This window comes from Nonomuraea turcica (assembly GCF_030718205.1).
Classification (GTDB): Bacteria; Actinomycetota; Actinomycetes; order Streptosporangiales; family Streptosporangiaceae; genus Nonomuraea.
Window position 1 is genome coordinate 703,557 of record NZ_JAUZQF010000002.1, and the last position, 12,637, is coordinate 716,193.

The 12,637-nt window shown below is 69.6% G+C and carries 9 protein-coding genes; 6 read left to right on the forward strand and 3 right to left on the reverse strand.

Annotation, left to right across the window (positions count from 1 at the left end; genetic code table 11):
* Positions 1-233: 233 nt before the first annotated feature.
* The 6 genes from Q9G87_RS08650 to Q9G87_RS08675 all read left to right on the forward strand — a co-directional run bounded on the left by Q9G87_RS08650 (position 234) and on the right by Q9G87_RS08675 (position 10,085).
* Positions 234-1,511 carry an ROK family transcriptional regulator gene (locus Q9G87_RS08650; RefSeq protein WP_305915683.1) on the forward strand — a complete coding sequence of 426 codons (1,278 nt, stop codon included), beginning with the start codon at positions 234-236 and terminating at the stop codon, positions 1,509-1,511.
* A gap of 210 nt (positions 1,512-1,721) precedes the next feature.
* Positions 1,722-6,926, forward strand: coding sequence for a ThuA domain-containing protein (locus tag Q9G87_RS08655; RefSeq protein ID WP_305915684.1), 5,205 nt, complete (start codon positions 1,722-1,724; stop codon positions 6,924-6,926).
* A 110-nt stretch (positions 6,927-7,036) separates the two neighbouring features.
* Positions 7,037-7,672, forward strand: a complete 636-nt coding sequence (locus tag Q9G87_RS08660; RefSeq protein WP_305915685.1) for a hypothetical protein — start codon at positions 7,037-7,039, stop codon at positions 7,670-7,672.
* Positions 7,673-7,771: 99 nt separating this feature from the next.
* Positions 7,772-8,797: a COG1470 family protein gene (locus Q9G87_RS08665; protein WP_305915686.1), complete on the forward strand. Its 1,026-nt coding sequence runs from the start codon at positions 7,772-7,774 to the stop codon at positions 8,795-8,797.
* A 74-nt stretch (positions 8,798-8,871) separates the two neighbouring features.
* Positions 8,872-9,504 (forward strand): hypothetical protein, encoded by a 633-nt coding sequence (locus tag Q9G87_RS08670; RefSeq protein ID WP_305915687.1) that lies wholly within the window; start codon positions 8,872-8,874, stop codon positions 9,502-9,504.
* Positions 9,501-10,085 (forward strand): hypothetical protein, encoded by a 585-nt coding sequence (locus Q9G87_RS08675; protein ID WP_305915688.1) that lies wholly within the window; start codon positions 9,501-9,503, stop codon positions 10,083-10,085. Before Q9G87_RS08670 ends, Q9G87_RS08675 begins: the two co-directional genes overlap by 4 nt.
* 244 nt (positions 10,086-10,329) lie before the next feature.
* Here Q9G87_RS08675 and Q9G87_RS08680 read toward each other — a convergent pair whose 3' ends face one another.
* The 3 genes from Q9G87_RS08680 to Q9G87_RS08690 are packed head-to-tail and all read right to left on the reverse strand — an operon-like array spanning position 10,330 to position 12,555.
* Positions 10,330-10,893: a DJ-1/PfpI family protein gene (locus tag Q9G87_RS08680; protein WP_305915689.1), complete on the reverse strand. Its 564-nt coding sequence runs from the start codon at positions 10,891-10,893 to the stop codon at positions 10,330-10,332.
* 46 nt (positions 10,894-10,939) lie between these two features.
* A complete protein-coding gene (locus Q9G87_RS08685) occupies positions 10,940-11,629 on the reverse strand; it encodes a hypothetical protein (protein WP_305915690.1) in 690 nt (229 codons plus the stop codon).
* 5 nt (positions 11,630-11,634) lie between these two features.
* Complete coding sequence (locus Q9G87_RS08690) at positions 11,635-12,555, reverse strand: hypothetical protein (RefSeq protein WP_305915691.1); 921 nt, start codon at positions 12,553-12,555, stop codon at positions 11,635-11,637.
* Positions 12,556-12,637: the final 82 nt, after the last annotated feature.

Genomic DNA, 12,637 nt, shown 5'->3' on the forward strand with positions numbered 1-12,637 from the left:
CGATTAGTGCGGATGGCTAGCCGAATTAAAGGGTGCGACTTCTGAGGACACAAGGCTGAAATCGGTTGCAAGTTGCGTAACGTTCCGATAACTGGCACCGGCATAGCCGCTGAAGTGCACGGAGATCAGCGATGCCAACTCGTTACGAACGTGAGGGGTGCACGGCCGGACATCCGCGTGTTACAACTCCGATTAATTGATCTCGGAGACAAACAAAGGGGCAGGTGGTGCGCATGACGTACAAGCCGCCCAACCGCGCTCCGGGCAGCGCTCCGCCGGCGGGTCCCGCCGCGCTGCGCCGGGCGAACCTGTCGCTGGTGCTGCGCGAACTGCGCGACCACACGTCCCTGTCCCGCGCCGACATCGCCGAGGCGACCGGGCTGCATCGGGCCACCGTCTCCAACCTCATGGCCGAGCTCCTGGAACGGCGCCTGGTACGCGAGGTCGGCGTCGAGCACGTGGGGGCGGTCGGACGCCCCAGACGGGCGGTGGCGCTGCACGGAGCGCACGTCGGCGCCCTGGGCATGGAGATCAACGTCGACTACATCGCGGTCCACGGCACCGACCTCAGCGGCCGGGTCCTGGTCGAGCGCCGGGTCGTCTACGACGCCATGGGTAGCGGCCCGGACAGCTCCGTACGCCGGCTCGGGCTCGTGGCCAAGGAGGCCGTGGAGGCGATGCGGCGAGCCGGCGCGGTCCCCGCCGGCATCGCGGTGGCCGTCCCCGGGCTCGTGGACGTGACCCGCGGCGTCGTGACGCTCGCGCCGAACCTCTACTGGCACGAGCTGCCCCTGGCCGACCAGCTGAGCTCCGTACTCGGCCCGCTGCGCGTGCCGGTCCGGGTGGACAACGACGCGAACCTCGCCGCGCTGGCCGAATACACCTCCGGCGTCGCCGCCGGCACGCCCTACCTGGTGTACCTCACGGGCGAGGTCGGCGTCGGCGGGGGCATCATCCTGGGCGGCGAACTCCTGCGCGGAGCGGACGGATTCTCCGGTGAGGTCGGGCATCTGCAGGTGGACCCGAACGGCACCCAGTGCGGCTGTGGCCGCATCGGCTGCTGGGAGACCAAGGTCGGCCTGGCCGCGCTCGTCCGCGCGGCCATGCCGGAGCAGGCGTACGGGCTGCCCGGCATGCCGGTGCCCGACCCCGGCGAACGGGTGGCCGACATCGCCAGGGGCCTGGCCTCGGGCGACCAGCGGATGATGACGGCGGTGGCACAGGTCGGCGAGTGGCTCGGGCTCGGCGGCTCGATCCTGGCCAACCTGTTCAACCCGCGAGTGATCGTCATCGGCGGCTACTTCGCCTCGCTGGCCCAGTGGCTGCTGCCACACGCGCAGGATCAGCTGCAACGGCTCATGGTGGCCGCTCCCGCCGCCCAGTGCCGATTCGTCGCCTCCACGCTCGGCTTCGGCGCCGCCTCCCGCGGCGCCGCGAGCATGGTGGTCAGCGACATCATCGACGACCCGACGACGATCATGGATTCACCACCCAGGCCGGCACCTTACTGACGGCCCCCACAGACCTGGAGACGGCACCCTCCAGCACCCGCAATACCCGCTACCACCAAGTGGCAACAGCGCGGCGGCGCGCGCCTTGCCTGACGTCCCCCCGGTCAGGAAAGGGTTTCCATGTCACCACGTCATCGAACGTGGGCCAGGCTGCTCAACGCGGCCCTGCCAGCACGCGGACGACGCCCGAGGCGTCGAACCGCGACGACGATGGCCTTAGCCCTCGTCGCCCCCTTCGTCACGCTCCTCGCGGCGCCCGTGAGCGCCGAGGCCGCCACGGCGGCGGAGCCCGCGTTCAAGGTACTCGTCTTCTCGAAGACGACCGGCTTCCGGCACGACTCGATCCCCGAGGGCATCGCGGCCGTGCAGAAACTCGGCCAGGAGAACAACTTCGCGGTCGACACCACCGAGGACAGCACGCTGTTCACGGACCAGAACCTGGCGCAGTACAAGGCCGTGGTCTTCATGTCCACGACCGGCGACCCGCTGGGCACGCAGGACCAGAAGGACGCCTTCCAGCGTTACATCCAGAGTGGCGGCGGCTTCGTCGGCGTCCACGCCGCCGCCGACAGCGGGTACAACTGGGCCTGGTACGGCAAGCTGGTCGGGGCGTACTTCAAGCAGCACCCGGCGATCCAGCAGGCCACGGTCAAGGTCGAGGACCCGGCGCACCCGTCGACCAAGGACCTGCCGACGACGTGGACCCGTACCGACGAGTGGTACGACTACCAGGCGAACCCGCGTGGCACGGTCCACGTGCTGACGTCGATGGACGAGAAGTCCTACACGGGCGCCACGATGGGCGCCGACCACCCGAACACGTGGTGTCAGGACTACGACGGCGGCCGTTCGTGGTACACCGGGCTCGGCCACCTCAAGGAGAACTACAGCGAGCCCAACTTCCTGAAGCTGCTGCTCGGCGGCATCCAGACCGCCGCCGGCGCGGTCAAGGCCGACTGCTCGGCCTCGCAGAGCAGCAGCTTCGAGAAGGTCACGCTCGACGACAACACGTCGAACCCGATGATGGTGGACGTCGCCAAGGACGGCCGGGTCTTCTACATCGACCGGCTCGGCGAAGTCAAGATCATCAAGCCGGCCGGCGGCACGGTGACGGCGGCGAAGCTGAACGTCTTCACCGCCAACGAAAGCGGCCTGCTCGGGCTGGCGCTCGACCCCGGCTTCGACTCCAACCACTGGGTGTACCTCTACTACTCGCCCACCGGCACGAACGTCGACCGGCTGAGCAGGTTCACCGTCACCGGTGACACCCTGGACGTGACGAGCGAGAAGAAGATCCTCGACGTCCCGGTGCAGCGGGCCGAGTGCTGCCACCACGGCGGCGGCCTGGTGATGGACCCCAAGACCGGCAATCTGTGGCTGGGCACGGGCGACAACACCAACCCGTTCGCCTCCGACGGCTACACGCCGATCGACGAGCAGTCGGGCCGCTCCAGCTGGGACGCCCAGCGAACCGCGGGCAACACCAACAGCCTCAGCGGCAAGCTGCTGCGGATCCACCCCGAGGCCGACGGCACCTACACCATCCCGTCCGGCAACCTGTTCGCGCCGGGCACGGCGAAGACCAAGCCGGAGATCTACGGCATGGGCCTGCGCAACCCGTTCCGCATCGGTCTCGACCCCAAGACGGGCAACATCATGCTCGGCGAGTACGGTCCCGACGCCAACTCGGCGAGCGCCACCCGTGGCCCCCAGAACACGGTCGAGTGGAACCTCGTCTCGAAGCCGGGCAACTTAGGCTGGCCGTACTGCGTCGGCAACAACACCCCGTACGTCGACTACGACTTCGCCACCAGGCAGTCGGGGTCGCCGTTCAACTGTGCCGCGCCGGTCAACGACTCGCCGAACAACGACGGCCTGACCAGCCTGCCGCCGGTGATCCCGGCGACGATCTGGTACCACTACGCGGCCGACCCGCAGAACTTCCCGGAGCTGAGCGGTGGCGCGCCGATGGGCGGCCCGGTCTACCGCTCCGACCCGAACCTGCAGTCGGACGTGAAGTGGCCGGCGTACTGGGACGGCAAGGCCGTCTTCGGTGAGTGGAACAACGACAAGGTGTGGTCGTTCCAGCTCGACGAGACCGGCACCAAGCTCGTCGAGATGAACCCGATCCTCGGCTCGCTGACGTTCAAGAAGCCGATGGACATGAAGTTCGGCCCCGACGGCGCGCTGTACATGATCGAGTGGGGCTCCGGCTTCGGCGGCGACAACGCCGACTCCGGCATCTACCGCATTGAGTACGCCAAGGGCACCCGCCCGCCGATCGCCCGTGCCACGGCGGACAAGACCGACGGGCCCCTGCCGCTGGCGGTCAAGTTCTCCAGCGAGGGCAGCCGGGACCCGGACGGCAAGACGCTCACCTACGCCTGGGACCTCGACGGTGACGGTGACACCGACTCCACCGACCCCAACCCCGCCTTCACCTACGAGGAGGGGGGCGATTACAGCGTGGTCCTGACCGTCAAGACCCCCGACGGCAAGACCGCCACCGCCAGCGTGTCGATCAGCGCGGGCAACACGCGTCCCACCGTCAAGGTGGACGTTCCGCCGAACGGCGCCTTCTTCGAGTTCGGCGACCAGGTGAAGTTCAAGGTCACCGTTACCGACGCCGAGGACGGCACGATCGACTGCGAGAAGGTCAAGATCCAGGCGATCCTCGGCCACGACAGCCACCCCCACCCGCTCGACCAGCTCATGGGCTGTGAGGGCACCCTGCAGACTAAGCAGGCGGGCCACGGCGAGTACGACAACCTCTTCTACGCCATCGAGGCCAGCTACACCGATGGGGGCGCCAATGGCGCCGGACCGCTGACCGGGCGGGGCCAGATCATCCTGCAGCCCAAGCGCAAGCAGGCCGAGCACTACTCGCAGACCGGCCGGGTGGCCGACGGCAAGGGCACCGACACCGCGGGCGTCCAGGCGGAGACCACGACCGACACCCAGGGCGGCAACCAGCACATCGCGTTCGTCCAGGACGGCGACTGGTGGTCGTTCGACCCGGTGAGCCTGTCGAACGTCACCGCGATCCGGCTCCGGGCCTCCTCGGGCGGCGCCGGCGGGACCGTACAGGTCCGGGCGGGCAACCCGGAGACCGGCACGCTGGTCGGCTCGGTCGACGTGACACCCACCGGCGGCTGGCAGACGTTCACCGACGTCACACTCAACCTGACCAGCCCACCGACCGAAAGCGGACCGCTGTACTTCGTGGTGCGCAAGCCGGCGAGCGCGGCCGACAACGCCTACCTGGCCAACTTCAACTGGGTCGACTTCATCGGCAAGGGCGCCACGGACAACCAGCATCCGGTCGTGACCGCGACGGCGACCCCGGCGACGGGCGTAGCCCCGCTGAAGGTCGACTTCAAGGCGACGGCCACCGACCCCGAAGGCGACCCGATCACCTACAAGTGGAACTTCGGGGTGAACGGTGCGCCGGAGCCCACCACCGCCGACGCGAGCCACACCTACACCGCGCCGGGCACCTACACGGCCGTGGTGACCGTGTCCGACGACAAGGGCGCGTCGGCCACCGCCCAAGTCCCGATCAAGGTGGACGCGCCGGCCACGGTGTGCTTCACCGGCCGTTCCGACGACTTCCTGGGGAACCAGCTCGACCGTGACCGCTGGTCGGTCATCCGGGAGAACCAGGACCTCAAGGTCGCGGACGGCAAGCTCGTGATCCCGACCTCGACCACCGACATCTACAGCACGGGCGGCAACACGCCGAACATCGTGGTGCAGCCGGCTCCGTCGGGTGCCTGGACCGCCACCGCCAAGCTCACGCTGGACGCGCGTGACGCGTACCAGCAGGCGGGCCTGATCATCTACGGCGACGACGACAACTACGCCAAGATGGTGCTCCAGGCGCGCTCGACCTCGGGCTCCAACCACGCGAGCCGCATCTTCCAGTTCATCCGGGAGGAGAACGCCGCCCCGAACGAGGTGTCGCAGAGCAACACCGCCAACCTTGGGGACTCCTACCCCGACACGGTGTACGTGCGGTTCGTCAGCGACGGCACCAACATCACCGCCCACTACTCCTCGGACGGCACCACGTTCACCGCGATGCCGCAGACCAAGTCGCTCACCGGGATCACCAACCCGAAGATCGGCCTGCTCTCGCTGGCCGGGGCCAACCACCCGGTGGTGGACGCGTCCTTCGACTGGTTCCACATCACGCCGGACGACAAGGCGACCGGGCCCGAACCGAACGACGAGTTCGACGGCACCGCGCTCGACGCCTGCCGCTGGAACGCGATCGTGCGCCCCGACGCCACCGCGGCGCGCGTGAGCAACGGCAAGCTGGAGCTGGACACCACGAAGGGTGACATCTACGGGACCGACAACAGCGGCCCGAAGAACCTCATCCTGCAGCCGGCCCCGAGCGGCGACTGGACGCTGGAGACCAAGGTGGACGCCTCGGCACTCAACGAGCAGTACCAGCAGGGCGGCCTGATGGTGTACGCCGGCGACGACGACTACGTCAAGCTCGACTTCCTCACCACCAACTCCGCGGGGTCGACGGTGACGCGGAGCATCGAACTGCGCAGCGAGGTCGGCGGCACCGTGCAGAACCCGCAGCCGCAGGTGAACAACCTCACCACCGGCGTGTGGTGGCTGCGGCTGAAGAAGGAAAGCAACACCTTCACCGGCTCCTACTCCTCCGACGGCCAGACCTGGACGAATCTCTCCGCGACGGTGGAGAACAGCGCGGTGGCCACCGGCGCCAAGGCCGGCGTGTACACCATCGGCACCAACCAGTCGGCGTCGAAGACGGTCACGTTCGACTACTTCCACCTGACCAAGGGAGCGTCGGGCGAGGACAAGACCGCGCCGGTGACGACGGCGACGACCGATCCGGAGCAGCCGCCGGCGGGCGGCGCGTTCACCGGTCCGGTCTCGGTCACGCTGAAGGCCGCCGACGAGGACGGCGGCAGCGGGGTCGACAAGACCGAGTACCAGCTCGACGGCGGCGACTGGACCGCCTACACCGGACCGGTCACCGTGACCGGCGACGGGCAGCACCAGCTGCGGTACCGCTCGGCCGACAAGGCGGGCAACGTCGAGGTGGCCAAGACGCTGACGCTGACCATCTCGGCGTCCTCGTCGCAGGTCAAGCTGACGGTCTCCGCCTCGTCCCGCTGCATCGGCACCTCGGCGTACGTGGCGGTCACGGCCGTCAACGGCTCCGACGTGCCGGCGACGGTGACGCTGACCACCCCGTTCGGTTCGAAGACCGTGGCCGACGTGGCCCCGGGCAAGCAGGCGTACCAGTCCTTCAACAGCCGGGCCGGGCAGATCGACGCGGGCACGGTGACCGTGAAGGGGACCGCGACGATCGGCGGCGAGCAGGTCACCTCGTCGTACGACGCCACCTATCCGGCGGTCAGCTGCCGCTGACCGCACCGGCGGTGACCACGGTCCAGGCGATCGGGACACCGCCCTAGCAGAACCGGGGCCGGCCGGCCGATCAGCCGACCGGCCCTGCCCCCCATACATGGAGCAAAGACATGAAATTCAACAGGACTACGCAGCTAATCGCCGCAGCGGTGCTCGGTGTCGCACTCGCCGGCGTCGGCGTGGTCGGTCCCGCGGTGGCGGACGACGACCCCGACAACGGCATCGACGTGTCGGTGACGATCGAGCCCAACACCACTCCCGGTCAGGTGTCCATGACCGTCGCCGACAACGGCGGAGTGTCCCTACAGGAGGACGGATCCAACGCCGCCGCCCGCCAGTTCGTCGGCACCCTGCCGACGGTCACGGTGACCGACAGCCGCCGTCCCGAGGAGATCCCCGCCGGTGACTTCTGGGCGGTCGTCGGCCAGGCCAGTCAGTTCACCGCGACGAGCGGTTCCGCGCCGCCCATCGGCCCGCAGTACCTGGGCTGGCGGCCGCGCCTGCTGAGCGACTCCTCCACCGGGGCGGTGGCGGCCGGTGAGCCCGTCTCCAGTGTCATCTCCGACGGCTCCGGAGCGCCCACCGTCGGTCTGCAGGGCCAGGAACTGCTGGTGTCGACGGCGAACTCCGCCGACGAGATCGGCACCTGGCAGGTCAACGCCGACCTCGCCCTGCGGACGCCCGTCGACGTCGCCGCAGGCGAGTACCACTCGACCGTGACGCTTTCGCTGTTCAACCAGTCCTGATCCGGAGGCAGGACGCCATCGCCCGCTGTGGGCGTCCCGGGACGTGTGCCTGGCCGGCGCACGTCCCGGACACCCACGATGAGACTGGAGACACCTCTGTTGACCACAAGCCGTTCGCGAGGCACCCTCGCCCGCCTCGCCGTCCTGCACGCTGTCGGCGTGACCCTGCTGGTCGCCATGGTGGCGTTCGCGACGCCGTCCCACGCCGATACCACCTGGTCGGTGGTGCCGGCCAACGCCGACGGTCCCGACGGCCGCAGCGTCATCGACCTCGAACTCGCCGGCGGACAGCAGGTGGTCGAGCATGTGGCGGTCATCAACCGCTCCACCCAGCCGGTCGACTTCGCGATCGACGCCAACGACGGCTACCTGACCTCCAAGGGTTACTTCGACATGCGTCCCTCGGACGCCACACCGACCGACGGCGGCGCCTGGATAGCGGTTCCCGAGAAGGTGACCATCGCCGCCGGGGCCACCTCCGTCGTGCCGGTGACGGTGTCGATCCCCCAGAACGCGACGCCCGGGGATCACCCCGCGGGTGTGACCGCGTCCCTGGAGACCGTCTCCGGTCAGGTACGGGTCCAGAACCGGGTGGGCGTCCGCCTGAACATCCGCGTCACTGGCGACTATGTGGCCAAGGTCGCCGTGACCGACGTGCGGGCCGAGTACACAGGGTCGTGGAACCCCTTCGCCGCGGGATCCGTCGAGGTGACCTACACCGTGGCCAACGTCGGCAACGTCCGGCTGGTCACGGACAACCGGGTTCTGACGTCCACGTTCGTGGGTGAGAGCAGCTGGAGTGACCCGTCCGCGGCCAAGGCCAGGGAACTCATGCCGGGCGGCAGCCGCACGTTCGTCGCACGAGTGCCCGGCGCCTGGCCGCTGGGGCCCATCGGCACGACGGTCACGGCGATCCCCTCACCCACGGGCAAGCCGCTTCCGGGCGTCACCGCCGAGCGGGTGGCGATCGACACCACGGTCTGGGCCCCGCCGTGGCCGCAGCTCGGCCTCCTCGCCCTCCTTGTCCTCGCCTTCCTCGCCATCCGGCTGATCGCCGCCCGGCGCCGCAGGCGTATCGAAAAGCTGATCATGCTTGCCAGCCGAGGTGCGCCTCAGGAGGCGTGAGCACCATCGACATCCGCCCTTAGGAGGTGGCCACCATTAACCGACTCAGGCAACCGCCCCCGGTACAGCGTGCGATGCGGGGCCGCGTGCTCGCCCTCATGGTCGCGTTCACGCTCGGCGCGATCGTCGCCGGCGGTGTGGTGTTCGGCATGACCCGGCCGAGCTCGATCGAGCAGACGGCCGATCGCCTCCGTGCCGAGGCCGCCCTCCGCGACAAGACGCAGATCAAGACCCTGACGGAGCTGGCCCGCAGCACGCGGGCCCGGCTCGTCCCCGTGCTCGACGGGCTGGGCCGGGCCATGCCCCCCGACGGCACCGCGGGGCCCGTCGCGGTGACCGCCGCCGACGTCCGGACCTGGCAGCAGGCGGCCGCCGCGGCCGTCCAAGGCTTCGCCGACCCGCCGTCCGGTGAGACCGCCACCAACGTGGCGCGGTCGAGTCTCGCCTCCGCCGTACGGCAGATCGCCACGACCGTGGACACCTACGCGGCCGCGCGGGACCTCACCGGACCGGCCCGCACCGCCGCCATCGACCTGGCCGTACGGCAACGCGCCGACGCGCTCTTCACCTGGTCGATCGGAGCCACCGCTCTCGACGCCGTGAACATCGACGCGGGCTACGGCCACCAGCACGTGTTCCTACCGACATCACCCGGCGAAGGGGCGCTCACCCCCGACACCGAACCCGAGGGGAGTCACCACTCGTGAAAAAGGCACCGGCATACGTCCTCACCGTCCTGCTGGCCGGGCTCGCGCTGGTGCTCGGTGCACCGGCGGCCTCCGCCCACGGCGGACCCATCAAGCTGGAGGTGACGGGAGACGGCGCCGACAACGTCAACGTGCTGGTGACGTACAAGAAGGACGGCCATCCCGTCACGGAGATCGTCGAGGCGACGCTGACCGCGACCTCGGCCGACGGCCGGTCCTTCGGCCCGGTGCCGCTCAGGTCGGCGAGCGAGGGCCAGAACGTCTACCGCTCCGCCGAGCCGCTGCCGAGCGGGGAGTGGCGGGTCACCGTGACCGCGACCGAACCCTCCAAGGCGAAAGCGACGGTGAAGGTGAAGGCTGGCGTGGTCGCCGCCGCGCCCGTGACCGCGACCCCTCCCACACCGGACCAGGCGACGGCGCCCGCGCAGAACAAGGCCGCCGCGGCGACGACCGTGGTGGACGACGAAGGCGCGATGGGGACTCCCCTCAAGATCGGCATCATCGTACTCGCGGCGCTGGCCGCCCTCGTGGCCTGGATCGGCCTCGCCTGGCGGCACAACCGCGTGGGCGTCCGGCGCTGAAGGACCTCAACGACGCCCGTACGACGGTGCCGGCAGGGGCCGGGAAGCGCCCAGGGACGGTGGAGGCGGGCACCTCCGGCGGGAGGACTGTGGTCGGCCATCGGGCCGCCTTCCATCCATGCGTGCCCCTTTACCCTGCCAGCTGTGAGGGGCCGAGGAAGGAGCGATCAGGCGGGTGGCCACCCGGCCACGGCGACCAGGCACCTGACGAATATGACGAGCCACAACGGCAAAGGCACGCACCTCACAACGACACGTTCGCGCCCTCCAGCACGCGCATGAAGGCACGCGACCATTCAGGCAGGTCCGGCCAGCCACGACAAGAGACCATCGCGCCGTCCACCACGTCGGGGGCGTCCACGAAGGTCGCACCGGCCATCTCCATGTCGGTCCTCAACGGCGGGAACGCCGCCGTGGTACGGCCGCGCAGCAGGCCAAGCGCGGCCGGCACCTGCGGGCCGTGGCAAATCGTGCCCACCGGCAGGCCGCGCTCGAAGAAGTAGTACACGATCCGGGCGACGTCGGGATCGGTGCGGATGTACTCCGGCGCGCGGCCGCCCGGGATCACCAGCGCCTGGTACTCCTCGGGGTGCACGTCGGCGAACGCAAGATCCACCGGCAGCTGATGGCCGGGCTTCTCGGTGTAGGCGTCCCAGCCGGGCTCGAAGTCGTGGACCACCAGCTTTACCGCACGCGTAGTGGGGGCGGCCACGATCGCCTCATGGCCGCCTTCCCGGAGCCGGAAGACGGGGTACATGGAGTCCAGCTCTTCCGCCGCATCGCCGGTCAGAACAAGCACTCGGGCCATGACTCGCTCCTATTCTCCCACGGTGGACAGGAATGACAGACCGTTCCTAAGGACTGAGCATGAGTTGCAGGTGCTCAGCCGAACGCTCCGAACGGTGTTGAGCGTTCTGGTCGCCCGCGTTCTCGCCGTATCCGGGCGGCGCGGATCGTGTCCGTGGTCCGGGGATGCGGGGGCGGGGTCCCTCACGCCCGCAGGCGCCCGTTCGGGCCTGGACGGTCCGATGCCCCTGCCCATTACTCTGGTGAGCAGGGGGCGGTGCCGTCCGTCGCCGGATCGGGTGCCCGAGGGCGCGTCTGCCGATCGCCACGGCGGCCGCGTCGTGGCGGGTGGTCGCACGTTTTTTGCTGGTCAGTGGGGCCTGCCAGTGCTGGGCACCCCACTTGGAGGTGTAGGCCGGGTCGGCGGCGATGATGGCGATACCGGTGGCCTCGGCCATCGCGGTCAGCCGGGCGCGAAGCTTGCCGGTGGGCATGCCCGAGATGAGCTGGCGGAAGCGTTTGCGGTGGCCGTGCTTCTCCCGGGTTTTCTCGGCGGAGAAGTCCAGGTCTTCGATGGCGATCGCTTTCACGCCGCAGGTCCGCGCCCAGTGCAGCAGCCGGGTCAGCGCGTGGCGGACCTGGGCGTCACGGTGCTCGGCCGAGCCACTCAGGTCGTAGGGAAAGTGCCGGGGATTGCCGATCGGGTTACCGTGGCTGTCCAGGCGCCAGGCGGCCAGGTGGTCGGCATTGGTATCCACGGCGATCACCCCGTGGGCGAGCGCAGCCGCCATGGGAGGGCCGGGGCCGGTGGGATCTGCCAGGAGGCGGTGACGTACCAGCGCCCGCGCTGCACATCCAGGTGGATGCGGTAGGCCACGGCCCGGTTGGCTTCGATCCGATCGGCCCATTCGGTGCCCCGGTGCGCGAAGGCCACCCTGGCGGCGAGGATGTAGCGGCCGTGTGGCGCGTTGGCCAGATGCACCAGCGGGGCGGGCAGCCGGATCGACACCTCCCCATCGAAGGTGATGCGGATGGTCTCGTTGCCGTACCGCTTGCCGGACTCGCCGTCCGCGGCCAGGAACCAGCGTGCGGCCTGCCATTTCTGCAGCCATTCGGTCTCGGTCAGGCCGGCGGCGTCCAGGTGGTGCCGGGTGCGGGCCAGGCGTTTGCCGCCCCGCACGATGTGTACGATCCCGGCCTGCTGGTCGGCCTTCTCCCGCTGCAGCCGGTCGGTCAGCACGCGCAGGCGGCGACTCTTGGCGTGCCACTCCTGCGCCGAGCGGTAACCACCCGGGCCCTTCCGGCTTCCCTTCTCACCCACCGGAAGCGACAGCCGATGCTCGATGGTGGCGATCGCGGCTTCCAGATCGGCGATGTGCGCGGCCTGGCAACGCCGGGCCAGCGCCCACTGATCGTGGCTGGCCTTCGTGATCGCCCCGGCCCACCGCGACGACGACAACACCGTCAGCTCGCGCTTGCGCACCGCCCACGTCTGGTTGTCGTGCTCCAGCCCATCAGCGCATCGCGTCTTCAAATCACCGCAGGCCAGCGCGCCAAGATGCGCGCCCACCAGGCGCAGCACCTGCTCATCAGCGGCCGCGAGGTTCTTGAGCCGGTCCCGGACGGCCACCCCGGACGGACCGCCAGCGACGAACGGCGCCTCGATCGCGCGCAATTCACTCATGCGCCGCACGCTCCCACTCGAGGCCGGCACGGCCCGAGGCCGACCAACGGGCGCACCACACGGTCAGCGCCTGCGGATCACC

Bases quoted from the DNA above. Each gene is read 5' to 3' on its own strand.
- Q9G87_RS08650 (WP_305915683.1), top strand. From the start codon at position 234: ATGACGTACAAGCCGCCCAACCGCGCTCCGGGCAGCGCTCCGCCGGCG.
- Q9G87_RS08690 (WP_305915691.1), bottom strand. From the start codon at position 12,555: ATGAGTGAATTGCGCGCGATCGAGGCGCCGTTCGTCGCTGGCGGTCCG.
- Q9G87_RS08655 (WP_305915684.1), top strand. From the start codon at position 1,722: ATGGCCTTAGCCCTCGTCGCCCCCTTCGTCACGCTCCTCGCGGCGCCC.
- Q9G87_RS08670 (WP_305915687.1), top strand. From the start codon at position 8,872: ATGCGGGGCCGCGTGCTCGCCCTCATGGTCGCGTTCACGCTCGGCGCG.
- Q9G87_RS08660 (WP_305915685.1), top strand. From the start codon at position 7,037: ATGAAATTCAACAGGACTACGCAGCTAATCGCCGCAGCGGTGCTCGGT.
- Q9G87_RS08680 (WP_305915689.1), bottom strand. From the start codon at position 10,893: ATGGCCCGAGTGCTTGTTCTGACCGGCGATGCGGCGGAAGAGCTGGAC.